This is a genomic window from Alkaliphilus hydrothermalis (genome assembly GCF_016908555.1).
In the GTDB taxonomy this organism is placed as follows: domain Bacteria; phylum Bacillota; class Clostridia; order Peptostreptococcales; family Natronincolaceae; genus Alkaliphilus; species Alkaliphilus hydrothermalis.
Window position 1 is genome coordinate 91,126 of the sequence record NZ_JAFBEE010000010.1, and the last position, 17,944, is coordinate 109,069.

23 protein-coding genes, 1 riboswitch and 1 other annotated feature are annotated in these 17,944 nt (G+C 36.2%); of the genes, 15 read left to right on the forward strand and 8 right to left on the reverse strand.

The window, feature by feature from the left end:
* Window positions 1-95: 95 nt before the first annotated feature.
* Window positions 96-326: a binding site (T-box leader), on the forward strand.
* Window positions 327-436: 110 nt separating this feature from the next.
* The 3 genes from trpS to JOC73_RS08825 all read left to right on the forward strand — a co-directional run bounded on the left by trpS (window position 437) and on the right by JOC73_RS08825 (window position 2,560).
* A complete protein-coding gene (gene trpS, locus JOC73_RS08815) occupies window positions 437-1,432 on the forward strand; it encodes a tryptophan--tRNA ligase (protein ID WP_204402195.1) in 996 nt (331 codons plus the stop codon).
* 40 nt (window positions 1,433-1,472) lie between these two features.
* A complete protein-coding gene (locus JOC73_RS08820) occupies window positions 1,473-1,658 on the forward strand; it encodes an alpha/beta-type small acid-soluble spore protein (RefSeq protein ID WP_204402198.1) in 186 nt (61 codons plus the stop codon).
* 272 nt (window positions 1,659-1,930) lie between these two features.
* The gene (locus JOC73_RS08825) at window positions 1,931-2,560 is read left to right on the forward strand and encodes a DUF881 domain-containing protein (RefSeq protein ID WP_204402199.1); all 630 of its coding nucleotides are present in this window, start codon (window positions 1,931-1,933) and stop codon (window positions 2,558-2,560) included.
* A gap of 57 nt (window positions 2,561-2,617) precedes the next feature.
* Here JOC73_RS08825 and JOC73_RS08830 read toward each other — a convergent pair whose 3' ends face one another.
* From JOC73_RS08830 to JOC73_RS08840, 3 genes are all read right to left on the reverse strand, one after another.
* Window positions 2,618-2,992, reverse strand: coding sequence for a cell wall hydrolase (locus tag JOC73_RS08830; RefSeq protein WP_330613149.1), 375 nt, complete (start codon window positions 2,990-2,992; stop codon window positions 2,618-2,620).
* On the reverse strand, window positions 2,988-3,131 hold the full coding sequence (locus JOC73_RS08835; RefSeq protein ID WP_204402201.1) for a hypothetical protein: 144 nt from the start codon (window positions 3,129-3,131) through the stop codon (window positions 2,988-2,990). Before JOC73_RS08835 ends, JOC73_RS08830 begins: the two co-directional genes overlap by 5 nt.
* A gap of 4 nt (window positions 3,132-3,135) precedes the next feature.
* A riboswitch (cyclic di-AMP (ydaO/yuaA leader) is annotated at window positions 3,136-3,273 on the reverse strand.
* 65 nt (window positions 3,274-3,338) lie between these two features.
* Window positions 3,339-3,611: a hypothetical protein gene (locus JOC73_RS08840; RefSeq protein ID WP_204402202.1), complete on the reverse strand. Its 273-nt coding sequence runs from the start codon at window positions 3,609-3,611 to the stop codon at window positions 3,339-3,341.
* 157 nt (window positions 3,612-3,768) lie between these two features.
* Between JOC73_RS08840 and JOC73_RS08845 the strand changes: the two genes are divergently transcribed.
* Window positions 3,769-4,437, forward strand: coding sequence for an MgtC/SapB family protein (locus JOC73_RS08845; RefSeq protein ID WP_204402203.1), 669 nt, complete (start codon window positions 3,769-3,771; stop codon window positions 4,435-4,437).
* Between the two features lie 82 nt (window positions 4,438-4,519).
* Complete coding sequence (trmB, locus tag JOC73_RS08850; RefSeq protein WP_204402206.1) at window positions 4,520-5,158, forward strand: tRNA (guanosine(46)-N7)-methyltransferase TrmB; 639 nt, start codon at window positions 4,520-4,522, stop codon at window positions 5,156-5,158.
* Window positions 5,159-5,164: 6 nt separating this feature from the next.
* Here the strand turns inward: trmB and JOC73_RS08855 are convergent, their stop codons facing one another.
* The 3 genes from JOC73_RS08855 to JOC73_RS08865 all read right to left on the reverse strand — a co-directional run bounded on the left by JOC73_RS08855 (window position 5,165) and on the right by JOC73_RS08865 (window position 6,844).
* Window positions 5,165-5,365, reverse strand: a complete 201-nt coding sequence (locus JOC73_RS08855) for a hypothetical protein (protein ID WP_204402208.1) — start codon at window positions 5,363-5,365, stop codon at window positions 5,165-5,167.
* A gap of 164 nt (window positions 5,366-5,529) precedes the next feature.
* Window positions 5,530-5,886, reverse strand: coding sequence for a hypothetical protein (locus JOC73_RS08860; protein ID WP_204402210.1), 357 nt, complete (start codon window positions 5,884-5,886; stop codon window positions 5,530-5,532).
* Window positions 5,887-6,016: 130 nt separating this feature from the next.
* Window positions 6,017-6,844, reverse strand: a complete 828-nt coding sequence (locus JOC73_RS08865) for a DegV family protein (RefSeq protein WP_204402212.1) — start codon at window positions 6,842-6,844, stop codon at window positions 6,017-6,019.
* Between the two features lie 303 nt (window positions 6,845-7,147).
* On the opposite strand from JOC73_RS08865, the gene JOC73_RS08870 reads away from it, so the two are divergent.
* From JOC73_RS08870 to JOC73_RS08905, 8 genes are all read left to right on the forward strand, one after another.
* The gene (locus tag JOC73_RS08870; RefSeq protein WP_204402214.1) at window positions 7,148-8,407 is read left to right on the forward strand and encodes an MFS transporter; all 1,260 of its coding nucleotides are present in this window, start codon (window positions 7,148-7,150) and stop codon (window positions 8,405-8,407) included.
* 291 nt (window positions 8,408-8,698) lie between these two features.
* Entirely contained in the window at window positions 8,699-9,574 is an 876-nt protein-coding gene (locus JOC73_RS08875) for a Rossmann-like and DUF2520 domain-containing protein (protein WP_204402216.1), read from the forward strand.
* Between the two features lies 1 nt (window position 9,575).
* Window positions 9,576-10,406 carry a 3-methyl-2-oxobutanoate hydroxymethyltransferase gene (panB, locus tag JOC73_RS08880; protein WP_204402218.1) on the forward strand — a complete coding sequence of 277 codons (831 nt, stop codon included), beginning with the start codon at window positions 9,576-9,578 and terminating at the stop codon, window positions 10,404-10,406.
* A gap of 13 nt (window positions 10,407-10,419) precedes the next feature.
* Window positions 10,420-11,268, forward strand: coding sequence for a pantoate--beta-alanine ligase (gene panC / locus JOC73_RS08885; protein WP_207755084.1), 849 nt, complete (start codon window positions 10,420-10,422; stop codon window positions 11,266-11,268).
* A 5-nt stretch (window positions 11,269-11,273) separates the two neighbouring features.
* Window positions 11,274-11,657, forward strand: a complete 384-nt coding sequence (gene panD / locus JOC73_RS08890) for an aspartate 1-decarboxylase (RefSeq protein ID WP_204402221.1) — start codon at window positions 11,274-11,276, stop codon at window positions 11,655-11,657.
* 244 nt (window positions 11,658-11,901) lie between these two features.
* Window positions 11,902-12,618 (forward strand): HAD family hydrolase, encoded by a 717-nt coding sequence (locus tag JOC73_RS08895; RefSeq protein ID WP_204402223.1) that lies wholly within the window; start codon window positions 11,902-11,904, stop codon window positions 12,616-12,618.
* 82 nt (window positions 12,619-12,700) lie between these two features.
* Window positions 12,701-13,015 (forward strand): hypothetical protein, encoded by a 315-nt coding sequence (locus JOC73_RS08900; RefSeq protein WP_204402226.1) that lies wholly within the window; start codon window positions 12,701-12,703, stop codon window positions 13,013-13,015.
* 42 nt (window positions 13,016-13,057) lie between these two features.
* On the forward strand, window positions 13,058-13,420 hold the full coding sequence (locus JOC73_RS08905) for an Asp23/Gls24 family envelope stress response protein (RefSeq protein WP_243427910.1): 363 nt from the start codon (window positions 13,058-13,060) through the stop codon (window positions 13,418-13,420).
* Window positions 13,421-13,591: 171 nt separating this feature from the next.
* On the opposite strand, the gene JOC73_RS08910 is transcribed toward JOC73_RS08905, so the two are convergent.
* Together JOC73_RS08910 and acpP are read right to left on the reverse strand one after the other, a co-directional pair.
* Window positions 13,592-14,263, reverse strand: coding sequence for a hypothetical protein (locus JOC73_RS08910; protein WP_204402228.1), 672 nt, complete (start codon window positions 14,261-14,263; stop codon window positions 13,592-13,594).
* A 159-nt stretch (window positions 14,264-14,422) separates the two neighbouring features.
* The gene (gene acpP / locus JOC73_RS08915; RefSeq protein WP_204402230.1) at window positions 14,423-14,650 is read right to left on the reverse strand and encodes an acyl carrier protein; all 228 of its coding nucleotides are present in this window, start codon (window positions 14,648-14,650) and stop codon (window positions 14,423-14,425) included.
* Window positions 14,651-14,972: 322 nt separating this feature from the next.
* On the opposite strand from acpP, the gene JOC73_RS08920 reads away from it, so the two are divergent.
* Both JOC73_RS08920 and JOC73_RS08925 read left to right on the forward strand, forming a co-directional pair.
* Window positions 14,973-15,920 carry a cation diffusion facilitator family transporter gene (locus tag JOC73_RS08920; protein ID WP_204402232.1) on the forward strand — a complete coding sequence of 316 codons (948 nt, stop codon included), beginning with the start codon at window positions 14,973-14,975 and terminating at the stop codon, window positions 15,918-15,920.
* Between the two features lie 175 nt (window positions 15,921-16,095).
* A complete protein-coding gene (locus tag JOC73_RS08925; RefSeq protein ID WP_204402248.1) occupies window positions 16,096-17,709 on the forward strand; it encodes a Na/Pi cotransporter family protein in 1,614 nt (537 codons plus the stop codon).
* Window positions 17,710-17,944: the final 235 nt, after the last annotated feature.

The following is a 17,944-nucleotide window of genomic DNA, read 5'->3' on the forward strand; positions in this document are numbered from 1 at the left end:
CATAGGAGATTTTGCATAATTTTTCGAATATAGGGTCATAATTTCCTTGACAGAAATAAAGATATCAATTATAATTCATATAATTAAATAGGTAATTCAAAGCGATGATTAAGGAAAGTAGATATAGTTACTTGGATAAGCGAGTCGATGATGGTGGAAGATCGACCCAAAGGCTATTTTGAATGGGCTTATGAGTGCTAGCTGAAATAGTAGTAGGCTGTGACGGTGATTCCTCCGTTAATGGGATTGGTTGATGAAATTCAACTGCAAAGAGGTGCAATGCACAACTTAGAGTGGTACCGCGGAGATAACTCTTCGTCTCTATATTGATAGGGATGAGGGGTTTTTATTTTTTTTTACTCATTCTAGACAATCATTGAGTATGCGAGGAAAAGAAGAATTGTATTAGTTAAAAAATTAAAGGAAGGTGAAGAAAATGGAACAGCAGAAAACGATTTTTAGTGGAGCACAACCAACAGGAAGTTTAACCCTTGGTAACTATATAGGAGCTATACAAAATTGGAAGGCCCTAGAAAAGGATTATCAATGTCTATATTCAATCGTTGATCTCCATTCATTGACTGTTCGACAGAATCCTGATGAGTTTAGAAAAATCTGTACATCTTTTTTAATTCAATATTTGGCCAGTGGATTAGACCCACAAAAAAACATCATCTTCTTTCAATCCCATGTACCACAGCATGCAGAGTTATCTTGGATTCTAAACTGTTACACCTATATGGGGGAGCTTAATCGAATGACCCAATTTAAAGAAAAATCCCAACGGCATAAGGATAATATTAACTCGGGATTATACACTTATCCTGTGCTACAGGCAGCGGATATTCTGCTGTATCAAACGGATGTAGTTCCGGTAGGGGAGGATCAAAAGCAGCATCTGGAGCTTTCAAGAGATATCGCCCTACGATTTAATCAGGTTTATGGGGATACCTTTAAAGTACCGGAACATCATATACCAAAGGTAGGGGCTAGAATCATGAGCCTACAGGAGCCAGATAAGAAGATGTCTAAATCCGATGAAAATGTCAACGGAACGATTTTCCTAATGGATTCTGAAGGTGTGATTTTAAAGAAAATTAAGAGATCTGTTACCGATAGTGTCAATGTTGTGGCTTATTCAGATGACCAACCGGGAATCAAGAATCTTATTACCATTTATTCAGCGGTAGCAAATATCTCAATAGAAGAAGTTGTAGCAAGATACGAGGGGAAAGGTTACGGTGCCTTCAAGAAAGATTTAGCAGAGGTTGTCATTGAAGCCTTAAGACCCTTTAAACAGCGTTACGATGAGTATGCCAACAATATGGACTTTGTTGAGTCTATTTATAAAAGAGGGGCAGAAAGAGCTGCTGAGATTGCAGAAAACACAATGAAGGATGTTAGAGATAAGGTGGGATTATTGAGTAAATAAATTTATCATTTTTTCTAATACTATATTAGAGGTGATGATGATGACAACAAGAAGAAAGAATCCTGTAGTCCCAGAAGCAAGGAAAGCGCTGCAATCCTTTAAAGAGGAAGTAGCGAGGGAATTAGGCTTAGAAAATCAGACTAATGCAGGTTATGTAGGTGGAAATATGGTTAAAAAAATGGTGGAAGAAGCAGAAAAATCTTTAACAAATCTAGGCAAGTCTTAATCTGATTTTGCAAATTGAGTTACCATATTAAATAAAAGTCCAGCACTTAGCTAATTAAGTTGATCTGCCTATGCTGGACTTTATTATTTCATTGACTATTCTTTGATTTGAAGGTATGATTTTTATTATAGGATGATATAAAAAATTAAAATAAACGGATATGCAAAAGGGTGGTAAAATTGAAAAGGGCTTATTCTAATACAATATTATTAGTAATTATACTATTTATCTTTGGGATAGCTGTTGGTATACACCTTGATTCTGATGTTAGGATGAATTACGACAATTTAAGTTTTTCACCCAAAAAAGACATGGAGGTTCAGGAAATTACTGACTTAAAAAATTCAAATAAACAAATGAGAGAACGTATTAAAGAACTAAGAAGCGCTATAGAGACCTATGAACAAGAGATTGCTGGTGATAATTTAATTCTTAAAAATCTGAAGGAAGATGTGAATTATTACCAATTGAAGGCAGGTCACCGGGGTGCAGAGGGGCCTGGAATTACCATCACCCTAGAGGGATTTGGGGGGGAAAACATTGCCAATGCCGTGGAGAATAAAAAGTATCTCCTTATACTGATTAATGAATTAAGATTTTTTAATGCCGAAATCTTAGCCATCAACAATTATCGAATTACGGGTAGAAGTGAGGTCACTCTAGCAGGGAGCCACATCAATGTAAATGGGAGTCCTATTGCTCCACCCTATCGAATTCAGGCCATTGGGGACCCGAGAGCTTTTCAACGATATGTAGAGCATGGAACATTAATCTTTGAATATATGAGCAGTGATGGAATCCGTAGTAATATACAATTTGAGGATAACATTGTTATACCTGCTATACAAAGGGAAAGAACCATTGAATTTGTAAAACCTATAGAAGGAACAGATGAAACATAAAGAAACAAAAAACAACAAGCCTTAACCTATTAAGACTTGTTGTTTTTTTGTTTGATATTATTTTGTAAAGTGATGGTTTCCAATAACAATCTCCGTTTCTCTTTGAAAGCTCCAGGCTACAGTAGCTATATTTGGATTATAGAAATACAAACATCCATTTGTAGGATCATTTCCTTCAATAGCTTCGTAGGCAGCATCGTAAGAAAGGGAGTCGGGCTCTAAATCAAATTGCCCATCGGCAACTGATGAAAACTGTTTTGGTTGATTAATTACTCCCTCAATTGTATCGGGGAAATGTGAATCCCTTACTCTGTTTAAGACTACTGCCCCCACCGCCACCATTCCATCAAAGGTTTCACCCCTAGCTTCAGCGTGAATAATTTTAGCTAAATAGTGGATGTCTTGATACTGAATAGTGGTGTTTGTATTAATTGTGCCTGAGGGAAGGAGAGATAATAACTGTGTCCTCTGCCTTTAATAAGTTTGGATCGTATTTATAAGCATTGACATCTAGTAAAGCTGGTGCTGATAAAAATAAAATTAATGATAAGGTAATCAATGTTTTTTTCATAGTTTGTTCCTCCCTATAAGCCTACGAGGTTAGCTGTCGGATTGGACCTAGGAATAGTCCTCGTCGATAGACGATTCACCCCTTATTAATTGGTTCCCCCGCAGTTTTAATATGATTTTAAAACTTTCGGCTACTAATATTTTTAGCAGACTACAGAAAAATATGAGGGTAAGTAATGGTAGGATTAGTAGGATTAGACTAACAAAGCTAGGATTCAATTAATACTCTAAACAGTAGTCGGATGATTGTATAAATAACCAACACAACTAAAGACCATACTAAAAATAAACCAATGGATAGTTCTTGCGTCCGTAGGATTAGTAAAAACGCTGCAACTACTAAAGAGGATATATATGTATCGTGGTTTTTTAAAATTGTATTCAGTTTTCTTTTAATGAATATTCGATCTATAATTGAAAATATTACGAATGTCTTGAACCACTCTAATAACAAAAAGGTCCCTGTAGAAATAAAACTCATTTTTACCTCCCCCTAAAAAAAGCCTTTGTAATATTGTAACCTAAATTAAAGAAAAAATCATTAAAATATACAGCTTTCATGAACATTTTCGTTGATTATAATATATAATTAGTATTAATGCTAGTTTTAAAAAATTTTGAAGAAGTGGGGCGAGGTTATGCTGAGTACAACACAAATTTTGCTAAGGTTGATTTCGGCAACTGTTTTAGGCGGATTAGTGGGATTGGAAAGAGAGAGTATCAGAAGAGCAGCTGGCTTTAGAACTCATATTTTAGTATGTAGCGGTTCAACTTTAGTAATGTTGATTTCTATTTTTATGTTTGAAACCCATCGACATTATACAACGCTTGACCCTGCTCGATTGGGTGCTCAGGTAATTAGTGGTATAGGATTCTTGGGAGCAGGGACCATTATAAAAGATGGCGGTGGAATAAAAGGATTAACAACAGCTGCCAGTTTATGGGGGATTGCATGTATTGGATTAGCTTTGGGAGCAGGCTTTTATACTGGGGCGTATATTACTACAGCCATCGTATTAATTGCATTGAAGATATTCCCAAGGGTTGAACGTATGATTCCTGATAAACGAAACCTTTTTACTCTACAATTGGATTTGGATAATAAACCGGGACAAATAGGTAGGGTAGCAGATGTTTTAGGAGAGAATTTAATTTCAATAATTGAAATTTCTTTAGACTTAGATTCCGAAGATAGTGAATTAGGGGTTTTAACCTTGGAATGTAAAGGAATCAAACCTTTTCAACAGGAGGATCTCCTCTATATAATGAGTAAGGTAGATGGGGTTAATGGAGTACGAATTGTTTAAAGGATAATCGATAATGATAGTAGATATAATGGTGTCAAGATGATATAGTATAATTCGATAAATTAACATAGGAGATGAAAAAATGAGAGTACGAAATATACCAGGAGTAGATGGATTGCTAAAGGATAGTAAATATTTTGTAGAATGCCAGCAAAATAAAAAGCTGAAGGTAAAGGAGATTTTTCCAGATCAACATCCTTTACATTTAGAAATAGGGATGGGTAAAGGGCAATTTTTAACAATTTTAGCCGAAAGAAATCCTAAAGTTAATTTTATAGGAATTGAAAAATCTAAGGAGCTACTTTGGAAGGTGTGTAAAAGCCTAGAAGAAACATCTCTAACTAATATAAAGGTTCTCCATCAAAGGGCAGAGGGTTTGGAAGAGATCTTTGAAGCTAATAAAATTCAGAGGATTTACTTAAATTTCAGTGATCCATGGCCTAAGGCAAGGCATTATAAAAGAAGACTAACCCATCATTCATTTTTAGAACAATATAAAGTAATTTTAAGTGAAAAGGGAGAGATTCATTTTAAAACAGATGGCTTAGAGCTTTTTAATTTTTCAGTAGAAGAATTTAAGCAAATGCAGGGATTAAAATTAAAAGAAATAACCTATGATTTACACAAGAATCCGCCGATGGATAATGTCATGACGGAATATGAGGAGAAGTTTGTAAAGGCGGGAAAGAAAATCTGTAAATTAATTGCTGTGGTGGAATAAGGTGAACTATTGTTGCATGTTCATCTTATTTTCCACCTCACCAATTAAACCCTTCACCTTATCAAAGGCAAAATTTGAATGAAGCAATGAGGATTTAATTAATTGAAATTCTTTAGACAGGGGCTCGAGGTAGTCCCATTTTAATTTACTGTCTTCTATAGCTTCTTTAATTTCATATAGACGTATAATCGCTTGTAACGTGGTCATGATGTCTCCCCCTAGTTTAGATATTACTAGCTATCATTATACTCTATATTTTACAATATTAAACAATGAAAAGGGTTAAAAATAACAGAATCTTCTTTAAATATTATTCAAATAATAGTTACGATTTATTAACAATTTTAAGTTTATATTGATAAACCCATCCTTTACAAACTCCGTAAAATCACTTCAATGATTCCCACAAGCAATATGTTTGAAATACCCCACCAAAGACTTTCCATCGCACCAGTAAGCTTGTCTTCCTTCTCTTCCCGATGAACTTGGGCATAGTTGGAATGATCAACTAGGCGATTACTTTTTTTGAGGTTAATGGGAACAAAAAAGGAAAGTAGTCCATATACTACAATGATGCAAGCAATTACATAATTAAAGTTAAAGACATTCTTCAACATGGCTCCTTGCTTAATTAAGCTATAAATCACGGCAAGGATTGATAGCAATAAAATACTAGAAATCGATAATACTAAAGTTTTTTTTGTCTTGTTTAGTAGTGTTTGGAACATTTAGACCCTCCTTAAATTATAAATACAGTCTTAGTATAGACCATTTTATTAAATACAACAACTATATTTATAAATCAACTAAGAAACCCCCTTCAACTAGCTTAGAAGCAAAGGGGGTTTAAAAATTAGATTAATACTTATAAGCAACACCTAAAGCCATTGGACCAAGATGAGCTCCAATTACAGGTCCCAGCTCTTCAATACCAACCTTTGCGTTGGGGAAACGTTCCTCTAAAAGGGCCTTTAGTTCTTGAGCCTCCTCTAGGCAAAAAATATGGCAGATGTTAATGATATTAGAATCCCCGTGGACATCCGCAATTAATCGTTCTAGGGATTTCCTTCTTCCTCGAACTTTATCAATAGCTTCTAATTTACCATCTTTAAGGGCAATAATAGGCTTGATGTTTAATAAAGAGCCAATGATGGCACCAAAATTAGATAAACGGCCACCCCGCTTGAGATATTCTAGTGTACCGACAGTAAGGGCGATTCCCATTCTGTGTTTTTGGTTTTGAATTTTTTCAACGATTTCTTGACGAGAAAAACCTTCTTCAACAAGTTGCAATGCCATTTCCACCAACACCCTGATATTTGCCGCTGCTGCTAAAGAATCAATCACGGAAATCTGATCTGCATCCACTAAAGTAGCTGCGGTATAGGCACTATTATAGGTTCCACTGAGCTTCGAGGATAGGGTGATGGCGATGACTTCTTTACCCTCTGCTAGAGCTTTTTCATATACACTGGCGAACATACCCACAGGTGGCTGGGACGTAGTAGGGAAATCGGAGGATTCTACTAAACGATTAAAAAACTCTTTAAATTCACCGGGACAAGGTTCGTCAGATATAACCCCTTGAAAATTCACAGATAAAGGTACTATTGCTATGTTATTGGCTTCTGCAAAGGCTTTGTCTATGTAGGCAGTACTATCGGTGACAATTTGAATATTTGACATTTCAATCAACTCCTTCTTAGTAAAAAATGCCGAAATCATAAAATAAAATCAAATATAAGATGATAATATAAGTCCAAATCTTAGTCAGTAAAATACTATCTAAAGTAACTCCTTATATTATAATATCAGCTACTGTAGATAGTGTAAAGATTTGTATTTAAAAAAGTAGATTTCTCTTTACTTAGATATATGATATGTATTTAATTATATTTTACAGATAGTATTGACTTTATCAAAAATTACGTTTATTCTTAAAATATAAGTATTTAGTGATCCGAAATATTCAAAAGGAGAGACTATACTATGAATCCTATTACTCAAAAATGGCGGCAAACTGTAGATGAAATACCTAAAAATATTAAAATGATCTTTATAGCAATTCTACTAAACAATATAGGTATGGGAATGTTTTCAACCCTGTATAATCTCTATCTACAGGAAATTGGCTTTAATAAAGCATTTATGGGGGAAATGATTTCTATGTCAGCCCTAGCCAGTGCAATATTTTTGGTACCTGTTGGATTCTTAAGTGACCGAATAGGGCGTAAAAAAACCATGATGATTGGTATTTTTTTTGCTGCCTTTAGTCAGATGCTTAGGGTGCTTGTACTAGATAGTACACAGCTATTGACCTTTAGCTTTTTGTTAGGCACCTTTAATTCCTTTTTTATGGTATCTAATGCTCCGTTCCTAATGGAGAATACCACAAAGAAAAATAGAATGAGGGTATTTAGTATTAACTTTGCCTTAATGGTTTTTTCATCCATGGTGGGGAATATTATTGGTGGAAGTCTTCCAATGATGCTTTTTGACACTGGTATATTCACCGTAGCCTGGAGTCAGCGGGTTACTCTTTTAATATCAACAGTTGCCAGTTTGGTGGCGGTAATTCCATTACAAAGAATCCAAGAAGTAAGTGTTGAAAACACAAGTGATTTCAAAGTATTTGTTGAAAACATTACCTCTAGAGAAAACTGGGCCATTATGACTAGGTTTATCATAGCCAGTGGATTGGTGGGCTTTGGAGCTGGACTATTTGTTCCCTTCTCCAATGTCTATTTTGAGAATCAATTTTCTCTACCCAGTGATAAAATAGGCATTATTATGTCTATGGGTCAGGCGACAACAATTTTTGCCGTAATGATGGGTCCCTATGTAGCCAATAAGATAGGGCGGGTAAAGACGGTATTTATTCTTCAAGGGTTATCCATTCCCTTTATGGTGATGTTGGGGGATACCAAGTTTTTATGGTTGGCAATAATAGCCTTCTTAATCCGCCAAGCCATTATGAATGCCAGTGGACCGATTACCTCCACCATTATGATGGAGGAAGTACCGGAAAAATTGAAGGGACTAACCAATAGTTTAAACCAAACAGTGGTACAAATCGGATGGGCTGTCTGTGGTCGATTAAGTGGGAAAATCATAGAAAATTATGGGTATGAGTGGATTTTCTATTTGGCAGGTGCCCTTTATGGAACTTCAGCTATTTACTATTACTTTACCTTTAGAAAATTGGATCAGCCTACTGAGGATGTACTTCCTCAGGCTAAGGTGGCTTAAATAATTTCTTGTTTTTAAAAAAATCCTATGTTAAACTAGTTTAAGGATGGTAACCCTTTGGGTACGATACCTTGTAGGATTTTTGTTATAAAATTAAAATTTAAATAATCATATTCTGCTCTGAGCCTTTTAGGACCGAGACGGAAGAATAAGACGACTAAGTATTTCCACCTTTCTTGTGAAGAAGGGTTTTTTGCCTTGTTCTATGTCTTTTTACCTAAAAAGTCCTAGTACAAGGCTTTTATATATTTTTGGAGTTGATGGTTGGGGCAGAGATGAAGGGGGAATTAAATGAAAATAGGTTTTATTGGAGCTGGAAAGGTTGGTAAAAGCTTTGGAAAGTATCTGGAGATGAAGGGGATTCCTGTCATAGGGTATTTCAGCAAAAGTATTGAATCAGCTCAAGAAGCAGTAGCTTATGTAGGCGGAGAAATATTTCCTACTATAGAAGAATTGGTGAAGGTTGCCACCGTTATTTTCATCACCACCCCCGATGACATAATCTCTGATGTCGCCAACGAAATCGGTAATCTAAATGAAACACAAGAATCAAAGATTTTTGTCCATATGAGTGGGGCCCATAGCTCTAAAATCCTCATAAAAATCCAACAACGGCATCGGAAAAGCTATTTATATTCCCTTCATCCCCTACAGGCATTTGCCAGTGTTACTACAGCAACGGAGGACTTAGAGAAGACGATTTTTAGTTTAGAGGGGGATGAGGAAAAGCTAATGGAACTGACGGAGCTTTTGGACACCTGTGGAAATGAATATTTTATCCTCAAGGGAGAGGATAAAGCCCTGTACCATTCAGCAGCCTGTGTCGTTTCCAACTATTTAGTAACTTTGATGGATTTAGGATTAAGCTTATTTGAAGCAGCAGGGATCCAACGGCAAAAGGGATTTGAAGCTTTATTCCCCTTAATTCAGGGGAGTTTGAATAATATAAAGAATTTAGGAACAGCTGAGGCTTTAACGGGGCCCATTGCCCGTGGTGATGTCAATACCATAAAAAATCATCTAAAGGGGATGGAGGAAAAAGCCCCCCAATTAATTGAACTTTATAGGATTCTAGGAGAAGAAACCACTCGGTTGGCGGAAATTAAAAAGCTTAAAAAACAAGAAAATATAGACGCTCTAAATCAAATATGGAAGGAAGGAATTTAATATGAGTAAGTTCACAACGGCATCTTTTAATAAAGCAAAAGGAGAGGGGCATAAAATCTCTATGCTAACAGCCTATGATTATTCTACTGCAAAGCTGTTGGATGAGGCAGGGGTAGATAGTATTTTAGTGGGGGATTCCCTGGGTATGGTGGTATTAGGTTATGAGAACACCCTACAGGTGACTCTAGAGGACATGATTCATCATACAAGGGCGGTTGCAAGGGGAGCCAAGAGGGCTTTAGTAATCGGAGATATGCCCTTCCTATCTTATCATGTCAGTGTAGAGGAAACCATTAAAAATGCAGGTCGATTAATTCAAGAAGGAAATGCCCATGCAGTTAAGTTGGAGGGGGGCAGAGAGGTTTTGGATAAGGTGGAGGCTTTAGTAAAGGCACAAATCCCAGTAATGGGACATTTAGGGTTAACCCCTCAGTCGGTAAATATGCTGGGTGGATTTAAGGTGCAGGGTAAAAACGAAGCTCAAGCAAAGAAGATGATTGAAGATGCAAAATTATTACAGGAGGCTGGCGTATTTGCCATTGTACTAGAATGCGTCCCAGAAAAACTAGCAAAGTTGATTACTGAATCCATTGATATACCAACAATCGGAATAGGTGCAGGTAAATACTGTGATGGGCAAGTACTGGTGACCCAAGATATGCTGGGAATGTACAGTGATTTTACTCCCAAATTTGTAAAGAAATATACAGATATTGGTTCGATTGTTAAAGAAGCAGTGGCGGCCTATGGTAAAGAAATTCAAGAAGGGGTTTTTCCAGAGGCTAAGCATACCTTCGCCATTGATGAAGAAACCTTGAAAAAATTATACTAGGAGGTAGCTGAAGATGATTAAAATCATTACTACTATCCATGAAATGAAGGGAATAATTAAATCTAAAAAAGCCCAAGGGAAAACAGTCGGCTTTGTCCCAACAATGGGATATCTGCATGAGGGTCATACCTCCCTAGTGAAATGGGCTAAGGAAGAAAATGATATTGTTGTGGTTAGTATTTTTGTTAATCCTACTCAATTTGGGGTAAATGAAGACTACGATGTATACCCTAGGGATTTAGAAAGGGATCAAATGCTATCGGAGGAGGCAGGGGCAGAATATATCTTCCATCCAACGGTGGCGGAGATGTATCCAAATGGCTACCAAACTTATGTGGAGGTATTTGGAATTACTGACAAGCTGTGTGGCGCCTCACGACCGGGGCACTTTAGAGGGGTAACAACAGTTGTAAACAAGCTATTTCAAATTGTAGCTCCCCACAGGGCGTACTTTGGCTTAAAGGATGCTCAACAGGTGGCGGTGATTGAAAAGATGGTAAGGGAGCTCAATATGGATGTGGAGATTGTACCTTGTCCTATCGTAAGGGAAGCAGATGGCTTAGCCATGAGTTCCCGGAATGTTAACCTAAGCCCAATTGACCGGCAATCTGCACTAATCTTGTCTCAAAGTCTAATGAAGGCGAAGGAGATGATTCAAGCAGGTAATGTGGAGGCAAAGGAAATTCAAAGGGCAATAGAAAACAAAATTGCTGAAGAATCAGCAGTGGCAGTGGATTATATTAAGATAGTTGATTTTACAAATCTTGAAGAAATAGATGTCATCAAGGGTAGAGTATTGATTGCCCTAGCCGCTAAGGTGGGTAATGTAAGACTGATTGATAATATAATAATGGAGGCGTAAATAAAATGATGTTAACCTTTTTTAAATCCAAACTTCATAGGGCGACAGTGACCCAAGCAGATTTGAATTATGTTGGTAGTATCACCATAGACGAGGAGCTTTTAGAGGCTTCTAATATCTACCCCAATGAAAAGGTTCAAATCGTCAACAACAACAACGGGGCTAGATTTGAAACCTATGTGATCAAGGGAGAAAGAGGCAGTGGGGTGGTTTGTTTAAATGGAGCAGCAGCTAGATTGGTACAGCCAGGGGACCAAGTAATCATCATTGCCTACTGTATGATTGATGCCAAGGAGGCTGAAACATTCAAACCAAAGGTAGTCATCCTTGGAGAAAATAATAAGATTGTGGATATGAAGTACGAAGAGAAGCCAGGAGTGAGTTTGTAGGTTGAAACAATAGAATGTAACCTGGTATATCCAACAGATTAGTCCCCATCAAGTGTGTGAAAAAATGAATTAAAGAATACAACAATAGTAATTAATATTTAAGTCAGTAAAATTTAAACACACATCAGTCATAGTCCTATAATCTCTTCTAAGAGGTTTTAGGGCTATTTTCTTACCTTGGAACTTTCTATTTAATTCAATTTTATGATATGATAATAAGAAAAAAGGCTTCAGGAGGGACAAAATGATTAATACGATTTTGTTTGACTTAGATGGGACATTACTTCCCTTGGATACAGATGCTTTCTTAAGGAAGTATTTCAATGGACTCAGTATCAAGTTCAAAGATTATTTTGCTGGTAAAGAACTAACAGAGCTTATTTGGGCATCTACTAAATATGCAGTTGGTAATATGGATTCTACTAAAACAAACAAGGAAGCATTTTTTGAAGATTTTTTTACTAGAACAAATCACCCAAGAGATTTACTTGTATCAATGTTTGATGAATTTTATGAAAATGACTTTAGACAAATAAAAGATATTACAACCCAAAGCGAGTTGATGATTAAAGCTGTCCTCCTCTTGAAGGAAAAGGGATATGAGATGGTGGTGGCTACCAATCCTATTTTCCCAAGGAGTGCAGTTATTCAAAGAATACAGTGGGCAGGAGTAAATAAAGAAGATTTTAAACTAATTACTTCCTTCGAAAATATGCATTTTTGTAAGCCAAATCCAGCCTACTTTCAAGAGATTTTAGAAACAATCGGTAAAACCCCAAAGGAATGTATGATGGTGGGGAATGATTTAGAAGAGGATATGATCTCTAAAAAAATTGGACTAACAACTTATTTGATAGAGGATTACATGATTGCTAGAAAAGACGATGTTAGCAATGTAGACCATAGGGGAAATTATAAGACCTTCTATGATTTTGTTGTTTCTTTACCCACACTAAAATAGAAAATGTGAATAAATATATTAGAAGTTAATTAATTTGGGGATAACCTAGATTAGTCAGATACAAAAAAAGGGGGTTAGAAAAATGGCAGGATGCGGCTGTAAAAATAAAAATAATATTAAGGAAATTATGAAGAGGTGTCCCCTATGTCATGATAAAGCCCATTCTATTAGCTATCCAGCGGTTAAAATGGTAGTAAAGGAAGAACTCAAAGAACTTGTCGTAGCAGGTGTTTATTATGCCTGTGATTGCAAAGACTGTGAAGTGGTATTTTTTGATGAAGATGGAGAACAAATTTTTTTAGTAATAGATGTTGACTTTGGAGCTGATTTTAAAGAGGTTACAAAAGAAGGAATCAAATCCTGTGGAGGCACTTGTAGCCCTGTTTGTGGAGGGTGAAATAAGAAGAATAGATAAAATAGCTTTAGAGGAGGAAACTAAATGGCGAAAAATGCAATGGAGTTATCAGCGGAACAAGGTAATATCAAAATATCGAATGATGTTATTATGGTAATTACCCAAAAAGCAATTGAAGAGGTAAAGGGAATCGTGTCCTTTAGTAGTGGCTTATCCAAAGGATTTACCGAAGCCTTTAGTCGGAAAAATAATAGCAAAAAGGCAGTTAAAATTGATAATGAGGAAAAATTGCTTGAAATCAATATCTCTGTCGTAGTAGAGTACGGTATTGTTATACCAGAGTTAATGAAGACAGTACAGGAAAAGGTAAAGCAATCGATAGAGAATATGACGGATATAGATGTGGATAAGGTGAATGTGTATGTGCAGGATGTAAAAATATCATAGCTAGTCTGTTGAAAAGCAATCATCTTCATCGTCACTGCAAAAGACCAGCATTCTCACGTATTACATATACGCGACGACCGCTGGTCTTTCTTGTTCCTTGAATTTTTACAAAAACGATAAAATAGGTCAGGGTAATCTTGACCTATTTTATGTATAGTCTAGAAAACTAACTTAGCAGCCACCATGGTCATGGGAGTCATCATGTTGATGCTCTCCCTGTTGGTGTTCTTCATAATCATAATACATCATTTTGTGTCTGTAGGCTTCAGCTTTATTCAAATAAGCCATATACATATGCATGTAGTACATTTTTTTCATATGCTCTTCTAAGTGGGGATGATCCACATTCTCTGGCATAGGAAGTGGCATTGGACAAGGCATCATACCCATGTCTGGCATCATACCCATGTTTGGCATCATACCCATGTTTGGCATCATACCCATGTCTGGCATCATACCCATGTTTGGCATCATACCCATGTTTGGCATCATACCCATGTTTGGCATCATACCCATGTTTGGCATCATACCCATGTCTGGCATCATACCCATGTCTGGCATCATACCCATGTTTGGCATCATACCCATGTCTGGCATCATGCCCATGTTTGGCATCATACCCATGTTTGGCATCATGCCCATGTCTGGCATTACTCCATAACAAGGGGGCATCATATTCATATCAGGCATAGAACCGTAACAGGGGGGCATAGTCCCCATATTGGGCATACAACCATAACCTGGTGGCATCATACTCATATCAAGCATTTGAGGCATGGTATGGTATGGGTTACCAGGATGTTCTTCGGGATAGTTGTGATAAGTATTTTTATTTGTTTTCACAGAAAAACCTCCTTACTTATATTGAAAAATAATGCTTTCTCTTATAAGGTATGAAAATTTTTCTAATTTGGTTACTCGTCAAACTAAAAATATTAGTAGTTTAGTAGTTTTTAAGTAAATTATAAGATAAAAAAAGTACTGCTTTTGCAGTACCTTTTCTTATTTATGGCTTTCTACGTAATCTACAATGTCACCAATGTTTTTAAAGTTTTCAGCTTCTTCGTCTGGAATTTCTACTCCAAACTCATCTTCAATCGCCATGATGATTTCTACAGCGTCTAACGAATCAGCTTCTAAGTCATTCATTAAAGAAGTTGTTCTTTCGATAGACTCCACATCATCAAGACCTAATTGATCAGCGATAATTTCTACTACTTTTTGAAACATGTATATTCGCCTCCTTAAAATTCATTTCTTTTTATAATTACGAAAATTCATATTTAATATACCACAAAATAAAATAAAAGTATATCCTGAAAAGGAAATTTTTAAATAAAAAGGATGTTTCTAATGTTTATAAGAGGGATGAGCAGAAGCTTAATGTGTAATATATTATCCACTACAACACTGAAGTTAATTAATATTATCAATTGATATAATTAATCATAACAAATAATTAGATAAACATTGAAAAAATAAGAGTTTACAAAACATAAATACCAACATATAATGGGAATTATAATATCAATTGAAAAATGGGGGCGTTTATATGTCTGTAAATCAAAATCAGATAACAGTAAATAAAAAATTAAATAAAGTACTTATCATGACGATACTGATTAACTTAGTTTTGGTAGTAATGAAAGTGGGGGCAGGACTATTATCAAATAGTAAGGGACTGATTGCCGATGGAATTCATTCTGGCTCTGATGTAATTACGACTATCGGAGTATTGGTGGCAATGTATATGGCAAAGAAACCCAGGGATGAGAAACATCCTTATGGTCATGAGAAAATTGAAACAGTAGTCACATTTCTATTAGCAATTGTTTTATTGATAGTAGGATTTAATACTGGCGTTAGTTCTTTTTGGGCACTAATAAATAAAGAGGTAGTTCAAGTTGGAGCATTTGCTTACATCGCAGCAATAGCTTCGATTATTTTGAAGGAATTTCAGTACCAGATTACTATTAAGATTGCAAATGATATTAATAGTGATGCTTTAAGGGCAGATGCTTGGCATCATCGGTCTGATGCTTTGTCCTCAATAGCTGCACTAATGGGGTTAATTGGAGCTTACTTAGGCTGGATGCGACTGGACTCGATTATGGGAATTGTTGTTTCATTGATTGTTATCAAGGTGGGTGTAGAGATTCTTATTGAAAGTTTTCATGGATTGATAGATGTTTCCATTAATGAGACGGAACTTGAAAGTATAAAAAAATCAATCATGTCTTTGGGAGAGATTCACCACATTAATGACATTAGAACAAGAAAGCACGGGTCGGTAGTATTTGTTGATGTGAAGATTTGTGTTGATCCCTATATGGAAATCCATAAAGGCCATGATATTTCAGACAAGATAGAAGAAATTATTAAGGGAAAAATAAAGCACCTAGAGGATGTCATTGTACATTTAGACCCATGCCTGGTGGAAAATAAGCAAAATGTGGAAAGTAAAAAAGTATGTAGAAATGACCACTGTAAAATGTTATAGTAGAAATGTCGGTTATTTGTTGTAAAGTTTTGGTTAATTCTATGTTAAAAAACTTAACACAGAATTAACAATTGCTTAACAAACAATTAACTAAAGACGCATTGAAAAAAAGTAAGATAAAATGGTGTCAAAAAGCCTTTAACATTTATGAGGGAGGAAATACAAAATGGAACCAATGGAAATTATTTTTACATTATTAGGTGGATTAGGTCTGTTCCTGTATGGTATGAATGTCATGAGTACAGGGCTTCAGAAGGCTGCTGGGGACAAGCTAAAATCAATTATTAGCTTATTAACCAACAATCGTGTTATGGGGGTAATTGTAGGAGCCATCGTAACTGCCATCGTACAAAGTAGTAGTGCTACGACGGTAATGGTTGTAGGTTTCGTAAATGCTGGTATGATGAAGCTTACCCAAGCGGTAGGGGTAATCATGGGGGCAAATATTGGAACGACCATTACTGCTCAGATTATTACTTTCAAACTTACAGAGTATGCTCCCATCATTGTAGGGATAGCAGTAGGAATATGGTTGTTTACCGAAAATAGAAAGTTAAAGCAAATTGCAGAGGCTTTTATTGGATTTGGTATTCTATTTATCGGTATGGACTTTATGGGGGATGCCCTTAAACCGTTAAAAGGATCACCTGTATTTAGAGATTTATTAATTAGCTTTGGTGAGCATCAATCATTAGGTATTTTAGCTGGATTTGCCATCACAGTAGCAGTACAAAGTAGTAGTGCCTCCACAGGGATCCTTTTAGCCCTAGCAATTGAAGGATTAATTCCGATAGAAGCAGGATTGCCAATTTTGTTTGGTATTAATATTGGGACAACCATTACAGCTGTTTTATCCAGTATTGGTGCTAACCGTACTGCCAAGAGGGCAGCGGCAATTCATGTTATGTTCAATTTAGCAGGTACGCTATTGTTCATATTCCTTCTTCAAAAACCTTTATTTGATATTATTGGAAGGCTAAGTCCTGGGGATATTCCAAGACAGATTGCAAATGCCCACACTATATTCAATGTTACAAGCACACTGATATTCTTACCTTTTGCTGGGATATTTGTAAAATTATCTAAAAAGATTATTCCGGGTGATGAAGAGATTTCTCAAGGAATTAAATATATCGATGATCGTATCTTAGAGACACCATCCATCGCTTTAGGAAGTGCCATAAAAGAAACCCTTCATATGGGTAACGTAGCTAAAGATTCATTAGAAAATGCATTAGCAGGTTTCTTTGATGAAAAGCAAAAAAATGTTGACGAATGCTTTAGAAAAGAAAAGATTGTAAATGATCTTGAAAGAGATTTAGCATCCTTCTTAGTAAAACTATCAAACACAAATATTTCAAATAAGAACCGTGAAACAGTTGATGGTTTAATTAACACAATCAATGACATCGAAAGGGTTGGAGACCATGCAGAAAACATTGCAGAACTAGCCCAATATAAGATAGACAATAAGCTTCCCTTCTCTGAAAAGGCTATCGGAGAGCTTAAAGAGATGGTAGAAATAGTTATGAAAAGCTACACAACTGCCTTAACTGCAATGAGTAACCTAGATGGTAGTCTAGCCATGAAGGTAGTAGAGTTAGAAGGTAAAGTAGACTTGATGGAAAAATCTTTAAGAGCTAGTCATATTGGGCGCTTAAGTAGCCAACAGTGTCAAACAAGCTCAGGGATAATTTTCTTAGATCTTATCAGTAACCTCGAAAGAATCAGCGATCACTCATCGAATATTGCTATGGCAGTAATGGATGAGCTTAAAAAGAAAGCCTAGTAGACTGCTGAAAAGCCATCATCTTCGGCGTCACTGCAAAGAACTAGCATCCTTGCGTATTACTACATACGCGGCGGTCGCTAGTTCTTTTTGTTCCTTGAATCTAATAACTTTTGAGCAGTCTACGTCTGTTGAAAAGTCATCATCTTCGGCGTCACTGCAAAGAACTAGCATCCTTGCGTATTACTACATACGCGGCGGTCGCTAGTTCTTTTTGTTCCTTGAATCTAATAAC

Bases quoted from the DNA above. Each gene is read 5' to 3' on its own strand.
- trpS (WP_204402195.1), top strand. From the start codon at position 437: ATGGAACAGCAGAAAACGATTTTTAGTGGAGCACAACCAACAGGAAGT.
- JOC73_RS08820 (WP_204402198.1), top strand. From the start codon at position 1,473: ATGACAACAAGAAGAAAGAATCCTGTAGTCCCAGAAGCAAGGAAAGCG.
- JOC73_RS08825 (WP_204402199.1), top strand. From the start codon at position 1,931: ATGAATTACGACAATTTAAGTTTTTCACCCAAAAAAGACATGGAGGTT.
- JOC73_RS08835 (WP_204402201.1), bottom strand. From the start codon at position 3,131: ATGAAAAAAACATTGATTACCTTATCATTAATTTTATTTTTATCAGCA.
- JOC73_RS08840 (WP_204402202.1), bottom strand. From the start codon at position 3,611: ATGAGTTTTATTTCTACAGGGACCTTTTTGTTATTAGAGTGGTTCAAG.
- JOC73_RS08845 (WP_204402203.1), top strand. From the start codon at position 3,769: ATGCTGAGTACAACACAAATTTTGCTAAGGTTGATTTCGGCAACTGTT.
- trmB (WP_204402206.1), top strand. From the start codon at position 4,520: ATGAGAGTACGAAATATACCAGGAGTAGATGGATTGCTAAAGGATAGT.
- JOC73_RS08855 (WP_204402208.1), bottom strand. From the start codon at position 5,365: ATGACCACGTTACAAGCGATTATACGTCTATATGAAATTAAAGAAGCT.
- JOC73_RS08860 (WP_204402210.1), bottom strand. From the start codon at position 5,886: ATGTTCCAAACACTACTAAACAAGACAAAAAAAACTTTAGTATTATCG.
- JOC73_RS08865 (WP_204402212.1), bottom strand. From the start codon at position 6,844: ATGTCAAATATTCAAATTGTCACCGATAGTACTGCCTACATAGACAAA.
- JOC73_RS08870 (WP_204402214.1), top strand. From the start codon at position 7,148: ATGAATCCTATTACTCAAAAATGGCGGCAAACTGTAGATGAAATACCT.
- JOC73_RS08875 (WP_204402216.1), top strand. From the start codon at position 8,699: ATGAAAATAGGTTTTATTGGAGCTGGAAAGGTTGGTAAAAGCTTTGGA.
- panB (WP_204402218.1), top strand. From the start codon at position 9,576: ATGAGTAAGTTCACAACGGCATCTTTTAATAAAGCAAAAGGAGAGGGG.
- panC (WP_207755084.1), top strand. From the start codon at position 10,420: ATGATTAAAATCATTACTACTATCCATGAAATGAAGGGAATAATTAAA.
- panD (WP_204402221.1), top strand. From the start codon at position 11,274: ATGATGTTAACCTTTTTTAAATCCAAACTTCATAGGGCGACAGTGACC.
- JOC73_RS08895 (WP_204402223.1), top strand. From the start codon at position 11,902: ATGATTAATACGATTTTGTTTGACTTAGATGGGACATTACTTCCCTTG.
- JOC73_RS08900 (WP_204402226.1), top strand. From the start codon at position 12,701: ATGGCAGGATGCGGCTGTAAAAATAAAAATAATATTAAGGAAATTATG.
- JOC73_RS08905 (WP_243427910.1), top strand. From the start codon at position 13,058: ATGGCGAAAAATGCAATGGAGTTATCAGCGGAACAAGGTAATATCAAA.
- acpP (WP_204402230.1), bottom strand. From the start codon at position 14,650: ATGTTTCAAAAAGTAGTAGAAATTATCGCTGATCAATTAGGTCTTGAT.
- JOC73_RS08920 (WP_204402232.1), top strand. From the start codon at position 14,973: ATGTCTGTAAATCAAAATCAGATAACAGTAAATAAAAAATTAAATAAA.
- JOC73_RS08925 (WP_204402248.1), top strand. From the start codon at position 16,096: ATGGAAATTATTTTTACATTATTAGGTGGATTAGGTCTGTTCCTGTAT.